11 protein-coding genes are annotated in these 13,935 nt (G+C 58.9%); 6 read left to right on the plus strand and 5 right to left on the minus strand.

Going from position 1 to position 13,935, the window contains the following annotated elements; genetic code table 11:
* Nucleotides 1–111 precede the first annotated feature (111 nt).
* The 6 genes from H8B02_RS06645 to H8B02_RS06670 all read left to right on the plus strand — a co-directional run bounded on the left by H8B02_RS06645 (nucleotide 112) and on the right by H8B02_RS06670 (nucleotide 8,886).
* The gene (locus H8B02_RS06645; RefSeq protein WP_229165483.1) at nucleotides 112–1,869 is read left to right on the plus strand and encodes a hypothetical protein; all 1,758 of its coding nucleotides are present in this window, start codon (nucleotides 112–114) and stop codon (nucleotides 1,867–1,869) included.
* A gap of 536 nt (nucleotides 1,870–2,405) precedes the next feature.
* Nucleotides 2,406–3,602, plus strand: coding sequence for a polysaccharide biosynthesis/export family protein (locus H8B02_RS06650; protein ID WP_229165484.1), 1,197 nt, complete (start codon nucleotides 2,406–2,408; stop codon nucleotides 3,600–3,602).
* Between the two features lie 47 nt (nucleotides 3,603–3,649).
* On the plus strand, nucleotides 3,650–5,083 hold the full coding sequence (locus H8B02_RS06655) for an O-antigen ligase family protein (protein WP_229165485.1): 1,434 nt from the start codon (nucleotides 3,650–3,652) through the stop codon (nucleotides 5,081–5,083).
* 60 nt (nucleotides 5,084–5,143) lie between these two features.
* Complete coding sequence (locus tag H8B02_RS06660; protein WP_092123381.1) at nucleotides 5,144–5,773, plus strand: hypothetical protein; 630 nt, start codon at nucleotides 5,144–5,146, stop codon at nucleotides 5,771–5,773.
* A gap of 112 nt (nucleotides 5,774–5,885) precedes the next feature.
* Nucleotides 5,886–8,123, plus strand: a complete 2,238-nt coding sequence (locus H8B02_RS06665) for a polysaccharide biosynthesis tyrosine autokinase (RefSeq protein ID WP_229165486.1) — start codon at nucleotides 5,886–5,888, stop codon at nucleotides 8,121–8,123.
* An 82-nt stretch (nucleotides 8,124–8,205) separates the two neighbouring features.
* The gene (locus tag H8B02_RS06670) at nucleotides 8,206–8,886 is read left to right on the plus strand and encodes a hypothetical protein (protein ID WP_212318124.1); all 681 of its coding nucleotides are present in this window, start codon (nucleotides 8,206–8,208) and stop codon (nucleotides 8,884–8,886) included.
* 115 nt (nucleotides 8,887–9,001) lie between these two features.
* Here the strand turns inward: H8B02_RS06670 and H8B02_RS06675 are convergent, their stop codons facing one another.
* The 5 genes from H8B02_RS06675 to H8B02_RS06695 form a co-directional block, all read right to left on the minus strand.
* Nucleotides 9,002–10,282, minus strand: coding sequence for an MATE family efflux transporter (locus H8B02_RS06675; protein WP_229165487.1), 1,281 nt, complete (start codon nucleotides 10,280–10,282; stop codon nucleotides 9,002–9,004).
* Between the two features lie 47 nt (nucleotides 10,283–10,329).
* Nucleotides 10,330–11,001 (minus strand): acyltransferase, encoded by a 672-nt coding sequence (locus H8B02_RS06680; protein WP_229165488.1) that lies wholly within the window; start codon nucleotides 10,999–11,001, stop codon nucleotides 10,330–10,332.
* A 72-nt stretch (nucleotides 11,002–11,073) separates the two neighbouring features.
* Nucleotides 11,074–11,826 (minus strand): class I SAM-dependent methyltransferase, encoded by a 753-nt coding sequence (locus tag H8B02_RS06685; RefSeq protein WP_229165489.1) that lies wholly within the window; start codon nucleotides 11,824–11,826, stop codon nucleotides 11,074–11,076.
* 33 nt (nucleotides 11,827–11,859) lie between these two features.
* Nucleotides 11,860–13,200 carry an O-antigen ligase family protein gene (locus tag H8B02_RS06690; RefSeq protein ID WP_229165490.1) on the minus strand — a complete coding sequence of 447 codons (1,341 nt, stop codon included), beginning with the start codon at nucleotides 13,198–13,200 and terminating at the stop codon, nucleotides 11,860–11,862.
* Nucleotides 13,197–13,934, minus strand: a complete 738-nt coding sequence (locus tag H8B02_RS06695; protein ID WP_229165491.1) for an FkbM family methyltransferase — start codon at nucleotides 13,932–13,934, stop codon at nucleotides 13,197–13,199. Before H8B02_RS06695 ends, H8B02_RS06690 begins: the two co-directional genes overlap by 4 nt.
* Nucleotide 13,935: the final 1 nt, after the last annotated feature.

Consider the following 13,935-nt stretch of genomic DNA (forward strand, 5'->3'; position numbering starts at 1 on the left):
TCGCGACCGATCTGGAAAGCGCGAACGCGTCCGACCGCGCTGTGCCGCGCAAATCTTGCCGAGAGGTAACGGGTCTGCCAGTATCGCGTGCGATCACCTGGAGCCTGAGAGATGCCTACACGCAGGGAGATTTTGGGCTCTGCTTTATCTGCGTTGCTTTACAGCCAGGCCCGAGCCGCCGAGCAGGCCCCGACGCCGCTTGCAGATCTCAACTTTCTCGATCGAACGGCGTCGGACCAGCACGCGCACGTCCTTCGTGGCAATCTGCGCTACGTGGACCACGAGGTGTTCGGCGATCCAGCCGGTATCATGATCGAGGAAGCGGCTCTGAACGGCGTTGAGGATGCCGGCTTTGCGGCAGAAGCCGTGCTTCCGTCGGGATGGCAGGTTACGCCGATGACCGGCAAGCTCGTCACCTTCACTAAGGTCAACGCGACGTCCGGCCGCCTGCAACTGCGAGGAGACGCCGCCGGCCAGTTCTACGTTGTCATGGCTACCAACCGGCACTTCGCGGTCAAGCGTGGCGAACTGCTGACTGGATCGCTTGCGTTGCGGTTGGCAAATCGCGACGCGGGCGGGCTGACCAAGGTAGAGCTCTGCATCCTGCAGCTGAAGTCGGACGGATCGGCCATCCTTCCGGTCGCTGTCCCCATTCAACTGATGCAGACCGACAAGCCGTGGTGGGAGCAAGTTCGGTCGGTGGCCCCCGAAGACGGTTTTGCGAGCCTCGCCCTGAGAGTGACGACGCAGGCGCGGTTCGACGCCACATTCGAGCTCCATTCGCCTCAGCTGGAGCAGCGTGCCTGGCGGTCGACGTTTTGCGCCACATCGCGCAAGGCCGACGACGTCATGCTGACCGACGCTGAGGGCTATCTCTCGCACGTCGAACGTTCGGTCCTCATTACGGCCGATGCACCGAGATTTGTGGCGTCGGGCGCGCTATGGTGCGAGTACGCCGATCCCGACAACTATGTCGAGATCCGGCAACGCGAGAGGGTTCTCTATGTGACTGTCGTGAGCAAGGGGATCTCGAGCGAGGTTCGGCTCGGTGTCGTGCCGCCGTTGATGCGGTTTACCGTTTGCTTGGTTCAAGGCACCGCCGGACTTGCGGCATCGCTCAATGGAAAGACTCTCAAGACGATCGATTGCGAAATGCCCGCGAGATTGAAACTCGCCCGACTGGGCAGCGGCTTGAGCGGCAGCTGGAATTCGACAATCGCGAGACTGACCCTGTTCGCTGCGAAGGTTTCAAACGGTGCCTCGTTGAGCCGCCCCCCCAAAGCCTTCTTCGACGACTTCGACCGTCCGGACTCCCCGAATCTCGGCGCCTCGCCGACAGGACAGGTCATCCGCAGGATCGGCACGGTCGGCAGTATGATATCGAAGGGGAAATGGGTTGTGACGGACGGGGGAGTGGGACTGGCGCATGCTGCGTATGGGATCGTCCGGTTGGACCGTCCGCCACGGTATCTTGGGGCGGTTCTCGATTGGACGGCGGGATCACCGGGTGGAGCAGCAGCGATGCTCGCCGCGACCGACGACGATCCCGGGAGATCCATCGATGCGCTCCATGCCGTCGTCACGAATCAAAAGGAAATCTTCCAGACCATGATCGCGACGAAGGTCGAGGCGGCTCTGGCCGAATTCGTTTATCCAGTTCCGATGGAGCGCGACGGCAGAACACCTTACGGGGTCGCCTGCCTGACCAACTTCGCGGAAAAGGCGGTTGTCTACGTCGGTCCCCAAGGGGATCTGGCGCGTCACGTCCATCACACCTATACTGAAAGAGCCGGTCCGTTTGCTATTTTCGAACACTTTTGGCAGCTAACGCAATGCCGCCCGGAATTTCTCGCCGTCGCGGCGGCGTGAGGCCGTTCCCGGTCATTGCGATGATCCGGAAAATTGGAAGGAGCGTTTCATGAGATACGGAACAGCCATGCTAACCCTGTTGTTGCTATCCGGAGAGGGAGCAATGGCGCAGGGCGTATCGCAAACCCCGACTCAGACCGTTACGCAGCAACGCCAGAGCGGATCGGCGGTCTCGGGGGGACCGAATTCGGCGGTGAGAACCAACCAAGGCGTCAGCACTGGATTTAGCAGCCCGTTCACAAGTCCATTCGGAAGCTCCAATAGCTCCCAATCGAAGGGCGGCTACGCCGGTTACGGCTCTAGCCGGTGATTCCTTCACCAAGGTGAGGTTCGCAAAATCTGCCACCTGTCCGCCCTCGCGCCGTAGCGATGCCTCCGCGTCCAGCGATCTAAATCCACGCCGCGCGCCAAGCTTAGTTAGCTGCTGGTTAAGCCTTCGCGAGATCGTTGCAAATCAGCAACTACCGTGATCCAAAAATCTGCTCCAACGCAGATTCACTTAGAGATTGCGCCGAGCCCATGATAGTTCCGACCGCATGGGGACTAATTTTAAAATCAAATTTTTTGCTGGAATTGCCCTCTGCGCCACGATTGCTCTGGCCGGGTGCAGCTATTTGCCGACGTCGGGGCCGTCCGGCCAAGCTGTAAAAAACGAGACGCCGGTCGATGAAAACAGCCTTCCGTACGCGCTGGTCCGCGTCAATTCAGACGTGGTGTCCGTGCTGGCGCGCAATACTGGCAGGCTGACTGTTACCTATCCTGATCGTCAGCCCCCCCGCGAAATCAGATTTGGCGTGGGCGACGTCGTCAGCGTGACCATCTTCGAGGCCGCCGCAGGCGGCCTGTTTATCCCGGTTGAAGCGGGCGTTCGACCCGGCAACTTCATCGCCCTGCCTAATCAGACGGTGGACCACAACGGCAATATTTCGGTTCCTTATGCCGGCGCTGTCCGCGCGCAAGGGCGGACGCCTTCCGAAGTCCAGCAGGCGATCGCGGATTCGCTGAAGAATCGCGCGATCGAGCCCCAGGCTGTCGTCGCGCTCATTGATCAGCGGACGTCGCTCATCAGTGTTCTCGGCGAAGTGAACAATCCGGTTCGCTATCCCGCAAACGCTGCCGGCGAGCACCTGCTTGATGCGATCACGCGTGCCGGCGGCCCCAAGGGACAAGGCTTCGACACTTGGGTCATGCTCGAGCGCAACGGCAAGCAGGCTACCGTGCCATTTGGGGCGCTGGTGTATGAGCCGTCGAACAATATCTGGGTCCATCCGAACGATACGGTTTACGTCTATCGTGAGCCGCAGACATTTGTCGCCTTTGGTGCAACCGGCCAGCAGGGTCAGTTCAATTTCGACGCCTGGCGAATTTCGGTGGCCGAGGCCGTGGGCAAGGCAGGCGGCCTGAACGATACGCTGGCTGATCCCGGAGCGATCTTCCTCTATCGCGGTGAGCGGCGCGAAGTTGCCGCGATGCTGGGTGTCGACGTGAGCCGTTTCACGACGCCGATCGTCCCGATCGTGTATAATTTCAATATGCGCGACCCGTCGACGTACTTCCTGGCGACGAAGGTGCTGATCCGGAACAAGGATGTTCTGTACACGTCGAACGCTCCAGCGGTGGAATCGGCGAAGCTGATGACGTACATCAGGCTGGTCACCGCAACGGTCAACGATCCGATAGTTGCAGCCTACAATGGTGCGGCACTTCGGAATCTGGTCGTAACGACTCCCTGATCCGCATGCGGTACGATCGGCGATACATCGTCGTCTTGCAGACGGCGGTGGTCGCCCTCAAACCGCGGCAGGCTTCGGATGCGTTCGCTGCGCTGCTGTTCGCGGTCGTGGCCATTTTGCCTTTCCCGTTTGCATCAGTGTCCTCCGTCGCCATTTCGCTTTGGTGCGGCTTGGTGGGCATAGCGGTGGTCGGGCTTGCCTTGCGACCGCCGGCCATTGCTTCACCGCTTTTTCTTGCAGCCATCATTGCCGTCGGCGTCGCGAGCTATGCGACCATCCTCTATCTTCAGGTCGTGGCTCGAGCGCCGTCCGATCCCCTGGTCCATCCGATCTGGGCCCTGGCCAGCGAGATTCTGGGAATGCCCCTGGAGGGGAGCGCGTCGATCGCCAGGGGGCAGCCTTATCTCGCGATCGGCACGCCGCTTCTGAACCTGCTGCTGTTCACGGGGGGCTACATGTGCGGCGCCGACGAGACACTCTCGCGCCGCCTGTTCCGCACGATCGCTTGGGCGGGCGGCCTCTATGCCGTTTACGCGATTTGCTCCTACGCGCTCGAACCCAACCTGGTGCTGTGGCAGGAGAAGATCGCCTATGCGGGCAATCTCACCGGGACGTTCACGAACCGTAATGCGGCGGCGGTCTATTTCGGGTCGATCGCCATTATATGGTTGCTGCTCACGTTCCGGCGCCTCAATCTGCGCAGGAAGCGCCGTTCCGGCAAACGCCGCCGCCCATCGACGATCCTCGTCAATTGGCGTGTCCTTGCGCTGCCGAGCAGCTTTTTTTGCATTTGCTTGCTGGCATTGGTCCTGACTGGCTCTCGTGCGGGTGTGGCGTGCAGCTTTGCCGGCCTACTCGTGGCCTTTGGGCTGAATTTCAGATCGGAAATGCCGCCCAGGCTTCGCAAATGGCTGGCCTTTGGCGGTGCCGTCGTCGTCATCCTGGCGATCTACCAGATCTTCGACAGCGGGTTGGGCGAACGGTTGGAAACCGAAGGCACAACCGGCGGTGGACGTGCCAGCGTCGTGGCCTCGGTCCTGCACATGATTTCGGATTTTCCGTGGCTCGGGAGCGGTTTGGGCTCGTTCCGCTGGAGCTTCGCCGCCTATCGGAGCAGCCAGATTTCAGGCTGGGGCGTGTGGGATCGGGCCCATAACGTCCCCCTTGAGATTGCGGCAGAAGGCGGCCTGGTCCTGGCGGGCATCGTCGTGCTGGCTTGGATCGGCGCAATGGCGATCCTGCTGCGCGCCTGCCTCGACCCTAAACGCTCCCGTACTCTGCCGCGCGCCGCCCTGGCCGTCTCAACGGTCGCCGTGTTACACTCCCTGATTGATTTTTCCCTGCAGATCCCTGCTTACGCCGGTACCGTGATTGTTCTGCTCGGTGCTGCTCTCGCGCAAACGCAGAGGCCAGTGGCAGAGGTTGAGGCGGCTGAGGCGGTTAACTTTGAAGTGAACCAAACTCCGGAAAGCCTCGACTGACGTTGATGTCGCGGCGCTATGCGGTTAAGATATCGTTATATTTTCGGAAGGGTTCATGGTATGTTCCAAATCGCTTTTAAGCAACAAATCACTGGCGTTGCAGCATTGGCAATTCTCGCAATGTGCGTAACCGCTCAGGTCCCGACACCAGCGTCGGCCCAGCGTTCGTCGCAAGCCACTACTCAATTCCTGAGCAATCCGGCGGAGCTTCTCGCCAAGAATCCCACCGGCGGCGCCGAGCTCGTCAGCGCCATTCGCGAACTGGTCTCGGGTGACGCAGCCACACTTCAGCCGATCATCAATTTGATCGCGAATGCCAACAAGGACCAGAAGGCGGCAATCGGCGCCGGCCTGGCGCAGGCTGCCAAGGTCATCGTCCGAACCAACCCCGGTCTTGCCACAGAAATCCAACAGGCGATTCTCAACACCAAGGATCAGGACGTCGTTCTGGCCTTCGCAGCCGGCGCGGGCGACCGACCGATCGGAGCCGCAGGCGGCGGCGGTGGTGGCGGTGGTGCTGGCGGAGGTCAGACCAATCCGCTCCAGTTCGGCGCGGGCGGCGGCGGCGGTGCGCAGCCGATCGGCGGAAGCGGCACCAACACGCCGCTGTTCAGTTACACGTCGAGCGTTAGCGGCTTGGGCAATACGTTCGCGAACTCCGGCACCGTTTCGAGTTCAGTAAGCCCGTGAGAGCAATGCCGGGGAAATCCGGCATTGGCTACATTACCGGCTCAGGCCGGAATGAGCGACTGCTTGCGAAACAGGCGGCCGTCTTGGCTTGCCGCATCACAATGATTCCAAAATGCTCCAGCTCCTGAAGCCCGAGGAACGCGAGATCGAACGCGCAGACTACGTGTCGCCCGATCAGATGTTTGCGGCTGCCCTCGGTTTCGCTCGCCGCCAGTATCCGATCTTTCTGGTCACGATGCTGATCACCCTCGCATTGGGGGCCGCTTATCTCGTGGTGGTCCGATCGACCTATACCGCGCAGGCGACGATCATCATCGACACGCGAAAGCTTCAGCCCTACACGTCCCAGAACTCCCTCTTTACCGAAGTCCCCGTGGACTCGCCGGCGGTGGACAGTCAGCTCGAGCTGATCAAGTCCGACAACATTGCGCGATCGGTGATCCGCGACCTGCATCTGGCGCAAGAGCCCGAATTCTCCCGTTATGGCGGAGGCTTCGTCGGCAATCTCCTCTACTATTTCTACCAGCTCTTCGAACCCGGCGATGAGTCCCAGGACGAGATCGAGCGACGCGCCCTGCGCGAGTTCTCGAACAATCTGTCGGCGAAGCGCGTAGGCGTTACCTACGTGATCGAGATAGCGTATCGCTCTGCCCTGCCGGGGCGGGCTGCCCAGGTGGCCAATGCCGTCGCCGAGGCCTACATCAACGATCAGCTCGACGCCAAGTATCAGTCGGCCCGCCGTGCGGGCGACTGGCTTTCCAGTCGTATCCAGGAGCTGAAGCAGCAGGCGATCTCCGCCGATCGCTCGATCGTCGACTTCAAAAGCAAGAACAACATCGTCGATGCCGGCGGACGGTCGATTTCTGAACAGCAGGTTGCAGAGATCAACAGCCAGCTACTCGCAGCACGGACGGTCACCGCGGACGCGCGTGCACGCCTCGATCGCATCGAGCAGGTCATGAAATCGGACGTTCGCGACGCAACGGTAACGGACACTCTGCGAAGCGATGTCGTGAGCAAACTGAGGACGCAATACCTGGATATCGCCAACCGGGAAGCCGACCTGTCAGCCCGCTATGGGGTGAACCATCTGGCCGCGGTCAATCTGCGCAACCAGATGCGTGAAATCGCCAAGTCGATTACCGCCGAACTCGGCCGCCTCGCGGAAACCTACAAGAGCGACTACGAGATCGCCAAGCAACGCGAGGATGAGGCGCAACGCGCGCTGGAGGCCGCGGTCGCCCGCTCTCAAATCGGTGGCCAGGCCCAGGTCCAGCTGAAGGAGCTTGAGAGCAACTCCCAGACCTACCGCTCAATGTACGAGACCTTCCTGCAGCGCTATACTGAATCCATTCAGCAGCAATCGTTCCCGATCACGGAGGCCCGCATCATATCGAGCGCGGGCCGGCCGTCCAAGCGCAGCAGTCCCAAGACCATTCTCGTTCTCTCTATGGCGTGCGCCGGCGGCCTGATGCTGGGCTTCGGCATCGGCCTTATGAGGGACCTGTCCGATCGCGTGGTACGCACCAGCGATCAGGTCGAGCGGTTGCTGGGAGCTGATTGCCTCGCAACCCTTCCGGTTCTTCCGGCACCCGCTCTCCAGCCCAACGACACCCCTCCGTCACCGCATGAGATGCAAGCCGACGCTGGAGCTTTCTGGGCCGTCGTCAGCTCGCCGTTCTCCAGATACGCCGAAGGCATCCGATCGATAAAGTCCGCGATAGACCTCAATAGTCGACTACGCAGCGGCCGCGTCGTGGGCCTCTCCTCGGCGCTCCCCGGCGAGGGGAAATCAACCACTGCCGCGGGCCTTGCGCTGCTCAGCGCGCAGTCCGGGCACAAGGTCATCTTGATCGACGCGGATCTTCGAAATCCGTCGCTCACGAAGCTGATGGCGCCAAACGCCGCCGCCGGCCTCGTCGAGGTTGCGCTGGGGCAACGCAAGTTCGAAGACGTCGTTCTTCGGGAGAGTACAACTGGCCTGGATTTCCTGCCCACGGTGATCCATACCCCGATCGCACACACGAGCGAGATCCTCGCGTCCGAAGGCATGCGAGCGCTCATCGAGCGCTTCAGCAGCATGTATGACTACATCATCATCGACCTCTCTCCGCTGGCGCCGGTGATCGATGTCCGCGCCACCGGACATTTCATTCCCACCTATCTCCTGGTGCTCGAATGGGGCAAGACCAATATCGATGTCCTTGAGCGGGCATTGGCGAACGCCCGGTCGGTTCGTGAAAATCTGCTTGGCGTGGTCATGAACAAGGCCGATACGAATCTTTTGAAGCGATACGAGGGATACGGGACGAGCTACTACTACGATCCCAAGTACTCACAGCCGAGCTAGATAGTTGAGGAGCGGCGATCTCACCGGTGCAGCCGCGACTGGCATCACGTGTCTGCTTGCGGCCGTCTTGGGACTGGGCGCGGTGGCTTGGTCAGCCATCACGTTGCCGACCTTTTGGCGACAACTGCCATTGGAGCAATTCGCGAACCGCATTGTTCGCGGAGAGACCTTCCCGGTCGACCGGCTGGAAGAGAAGCTCCGGCTTTATCGCGAGGCTGGTAGCCCGGTCCGCTGCAATGCTACCGCGGCCCACGATACGGCTGTTGTAGATCTGGCGATTGTCCGGGGGCAATTCGACGCATCATCGGAAACAGACGCCCGCCTCGAGCGCAGCAGAAACATCGTCGTGGAAGCGCTGTCATGCTTGCCCTCCGATCCGTATCTATGGTTTTCGCTGTTTCAGATCGAAAGCCTTCGCGTGGGACTCCGACAGGAATACCTTCGCTACCTCGACATGTCGTACCAGGTCGGTCCTAACGAGGGCTGGCTCGCGATTCCCAGAAACCGCGCAGCCTTCGCCATCTTTCCAGCCCTTCCCGAAGCGCTCCAATCCAAGGTGATAGACGAGTTCTGCTTGCTTCTGCGAAGCGAGTTGTATGCGGAGGCGATCGAGATATTCCTTGGCGCGGCTCGACCTCACCAAGCCGAACTGGTCAGCCGGATGGGCGCGGTCCCAATCAGGAACCGGCAGCTGTTTGCAGTTCAACTCGCGCGCAAGGGTATCGACGCTCATATTCCGGGGACGTCGGTGGTCGTTCGCTGAAACGCGCAACGCGACGTCACATTCGCCCCGTCCGATCAGCACATCCCGGGAGAGCTACTTGCAGGATGGCGATCATCAAAAATCGTAGTGGAAGCTTCCTGCCCGCCAGTTGCAATCACGCGATCGCTGCCCTGAGCACGGAGTGGCCCCGAACAAATCTGATCATGATAGCAACACCCACACACATCACAGCATCCATGGCGAGCAGAACGCCCTCCTGGCCCCAGATCTTGAAGAAAGCGCAAGCAATCGGCACATAGATCAACGACTGCCATACCTGCAGCCTCGCTGCTTCCCTGATATTGGACGTACCGATCAGCAAGGCGGAGAAGAAGAACTGCAAGGCGCTCAGAACGATGAGCAGCGATGCTCCCGTCAAAAACAGATGATCAAGTTCGATCGTCGTACGCAGCCAGATTGACAGCGCAAAATTACCGAACAGCCAGAAGCCCGTTCCTGCCAGGCAAGATCCTGCCAGCAGCATGATCCCACTGAGGCGCACGATCCGCGTGGCCGACAAATCGTCCCGCATTTTGAGCTTTGTCGCGACGATATTTGACAAGGGATACGTAAAGGCGATGACGAGCCCTCCATAGGACTGCATCAACCGCATAAATATTCCGAGTTCGATGACAGCGTCTGGCCCCGCCAAGAAACCGAAGAGTCCGGTAGCAAGTTGATATAAAATCCCTATCCCGAGGCTAATGATGGTGAAGTCGAGCGAGCTCAGCAGCAGGCGCCGGGCGATCCGGGGTCTCCACCTCCAGTCGCTTGAAAACAGATTCCGGTTCCGGCGAACGACGTCCAGCGCATGGAAGACTGAACCCGGCAAAAAACCGAGACTGAGAAGGACAGCGGCGAAGACGATCGACGGATGGGTCGGAAATACAAACAGCAGCAACACGAACGACAGTACATAACTCGCCAGCTGGAACAGATAGAGTCGATGCAGCTGATGGTGCCCTGCATCTATTCCCTCAAAGATCGAGAGGAAGAACCACAGGGCCAAGCCGAAAAACACGACCAGAATCGTTGCAATAAACTCGCCGTAGTTTGCGAGAATCACCTCATTCAGCGGCACCAGCCACATGAAAATCATCAGGGCAACTGCTGCAATTCCAAATAACACGAGATTGAGACCTGCTGCGAGCACCGCAGCAAGCGACACGGTTTCAGTCTTGAAGGCACTCGCGCTCCGGCGAGTTCGAGCGACGACATTTGCGATCACTCGTCCCATGCCGACATTGGCAAACCCGATCCACGAACTGATACTTAAAATAACAAGGAGCAGACCGAACCGCGATGGTCCCAGCCTGTCGAGAACCATCGGAGTGCCCACCAGATTCAACAGAATTGCGAGCAGCCTCGCGAGCCACCCCGCAAGCGTCGATAACAATATTGGCTTCATATCGACCAGCGCATGCGATGCAACCTAGTTCGCAATCAATAGATGATTGCGTCTGTGCGCGAGAAGAACTTTGCTGTCTCTGGCACCTTGCGAACATGAACCGCGGGATTTCCCGCAATGAGCGAGTAAGATTCCGGCTTTAGATGACTCACAACCGAACCGGCGCTGACCAAACAGCAGTTGGGAATCCTGACGCCCTTCGTAATAAGACAGCCTGATCCAACCATCGTATAGTCGCCGACGATAATTGGTGAGCAAGTCTGCCTACACGACAGCGGCTCGATGCCGTGCGTGACCAATTGCGAGCGAACTCCTGCAAGTCCGCTGTACATGCCGAATTCGATTCGATCGGAGCAATCGATATAGTGCTGGTGTGCAATCAGGCTCGCACGCTTCATCAGCAACTCCGATCGCCGCCCTGGGTTCTTCTTGAAGAATGGAGAGTTCAACTTTCGGGAAAGCCCGGTGATCCAATTGAAATTTCCAATCATCGCTCCTTCATGCATTTCGAGGTTGTCGAGACGTCCGACGTAGTTGAAATGACCGACGGAGGCTCCCTTCGCTAAAGAAGCCTCATCAGCAAGGACAATCGAAAGGCCAATGCGAGAGTTCGCATCAAGCGAAAAACCGAAGAGATTATTCAAGGCCCAGCGCCGAAGTGACCAAGGTATGAAGAACAACAAAACTTGAATGCCCGCCTTCAACATTTCAATGCGCTCCTAAAACTATGGAAACGGCTACGGCCGGTAACGGCTAGATTAAGTTTTGACGAACGGACATCACTCAGTACCGGAAATCGAGTTCAGGGCACTGGCATCCCATACGGCGAGTATTCGCCCGCCCGAAACCCCATCGTCCCTCAGCTCGAACTTCGGAGCAGGAAGTCCGAATGGAGACCGCATCAGGTTGATTCTCCGGAAGTCTCCGTCCCGAATATCGGAATTGAACCACACGGAACTGTCGCTGGTCAGCAAGACGTACTTGAAGCCGGCGGACTTTATGTTGTTAAGGAGCGCAAGAGCATTTTTGAACGAGAGGTGGAAAAGTACTTCACGGCATATCACTACGTCGCCCCAGCGTTCGAGGGGTTGCTTCGTTGCATCCATACAGGCAAAGCGCCTCCTGGAATTCGCGTGGACCTCGTTGTGAGAAGCGATCAACGACGGGACAATGTCGATACCGAGGTAATCGAACTCGCCGGCAACTCGAGACATCCAGTTAAAGTCGCCACAGCCTATATCGACGAGCCCAGTGCATCCGACATCTCGCAAGAACTGTGAGAGCTGACGGGTCAATGTGTCGGTAGCCATCGGCGAAGAACCCAGACCTGAGAGACTCACCTGCTCCGCATTTTCGATCCAGGTTCCGTTGACGTAGATATCTGAAAAAACCTCATCCAGCTCAGCCTTACGCATGTGGCTCGTATCACGACCACGCACGCGCCTCGCAATATTGATGATTTCATCCGCACCAAGGCGGAACAATACGTGGCGAACAATTTCCTTGCAGGACTGCAAATGATCTAGCGGCATATGAAGGGATCCGACATTGAACTGCGCTGATGATCAAGAGACATCGGCCGCAGGCTGTAGTGATGGCTGCCCTTGCGGCAACCTCGCATGACGCAGGGGAGTCGACGCGTACCGCCGTCTTGCCGAAGGCGTGTACGCCAGAAAGAGCATAAAGAAGAAAGAACCTATAAAACCGATATTGAAATTGTCCGGCTCAAACCACTGGATCAGCAGGGTGGACAGGACCGCCAGCCCGCAGAGCAACGTCCTGCGATCACTGTGCTTCGTGCCGATCCAGACCAGATAGAGCCCGCGGCCGGCGACAACGAGCAGTAAGAGGCCACCGAGCAGTAGGCCGAAGTCCATGAAGTAAGACAAGATGCCGCTATGGACCGCGTGCAGATTGTATCGGCTGGAACGGAAGCCGTATCCGAAGAACACATACTGGTCGATCGTCTCGAAGAACGTGTTCCACGATTCGGTACGACCGGTGAATCCCGAAAGAATTCCTCGATTGGGATCGAACAGCGCCAGATCGTTCGTGACCTTGTCAATCAGCCGGTCGGTGTCGGTAAAGAAGGGCAAGATCACAAGCGCGACTGGGAGCGTCATCATGAAGGCTGCGAACATGCGAACGTTCATGATCTGCTGCGCGCGACTGAAGAGCGCTCGGTAGTTCGCAAAGGCGAGATACCCAAGGTAAAATAAGAGCGTGCCTATCATAATGGTTCGCGCGCTAACTACGTAAGTTGCGCCGAAGCAAATCACAAATACAGGTAAGCTCACACGCTTGACCACCAAAGAGTGGAGCACCAACGCAATATAGGCGTATCTGGCATAGTGATTAGGGTGGATCAGACCGACCCATCGATACTCGTGAAATCCCTGAACAATCGCGGCGGCGCTGAGGGATGCGGCCAGCGCCAGAAATCCCATCGCGAGCGCGTCGTCCACGCTCTGCGCAGGCGCCTGCCAAAAGCAGAGACAAAGCAGGAATGCTCCCAGCGTGACGACGTACTGGACAATTTGCCCTGACGACTCGATGAACTCGGCTGCAGCGACCGACGCGAGAACGATCAGGCCGGAGTAGATCAGGAGGAAGATCAGAATCGGCTGCGATCGGCGGATCGCCGCGTACGCACCGTGACGGGCGAATACCAACAAGCCCAGCAACAGCGCGGGTACCGCGATGAATAGGCTGAACCCTCCAACATCAGCCTGAGTGGTAAGGCCGTTGCGCAAATCCATCAACTGGGCCGGCGTCGCCTTGATGCCGGGATAGCAGATCGCGAGCACATAGAAGCTGAAGCCGAACCCTGCCGCGTTGAATACGCCCCCCTTCGCGAGGTTGCGCAGAATCGCGAGATTCTCTGTGACGAAGACCGGTAGTCTCATCGCGGGCCGGCCCCAGCGGGGGCAGTCTTGAGGAAAAGAAAATCCGCCTGCACCGGGCCATGCTGCGGATCAACATACTGATTATATACCCCTCCCAGCCGAAATCCATGTGCCTCCGTCCAGCGCGAGATATCGCCGAACAGCGGTTGGCCCTCATAGAGATGGATAAACGAGCACTCGACGTACAGAGCTTCGAATTGGTTAATGAGATCGGCAGATCCCTCCAGGACGTCCAACTCACCGCCCTGAACGTCCACCTTCAGGAGCGCCGGCCCCCGGATGGCTCCTGCTTCCAGACAGTCCGACAGCCGGCGAACGGCAATCTCATCCATACGCGCGGTCTGTTCCCCGAATATTTCGCGTTGGGCGGATCCCGGTTTCAGGAGCGACGAAGAATCGTCCTTGCTCGTGACGTAGATCTTGGCCGATCCGGAGGTCGGCCCGATGGCGCAGGGGAAGAGCCGGATCCTGTCATCCCTGCCGAGAGCCTCGGTGAAGCGGGCGGCCGGCTCCGACAGGGGCTCGAAGGAGTAGATCTGCGCCTGCGGAAACAGCCGCCGCGCCATCACCGCGAACTGCCCCCTGTTCGCGCCGACATCCACGACCGTCTGAAAGGAAAGGCGCGACAGAGCCTCCCTGTGCTCGATGGCGGGAGCTATCCGCATGCTCAATAGCCGCCACAGCGACGGACGAAGCGCGCAAAACACGCCCTTCTGGATGGTGATCAATTGCATT

Source organism: Bradyrhizobium altum (assembly GCF_020889705.1).
GTDB lineage: Bacteria > Pseudomonadota > Alphaproteobacteria > Rhizobiales > Xanthobacteraceae > Bradyrhizobium > Bradyrhizobium altum.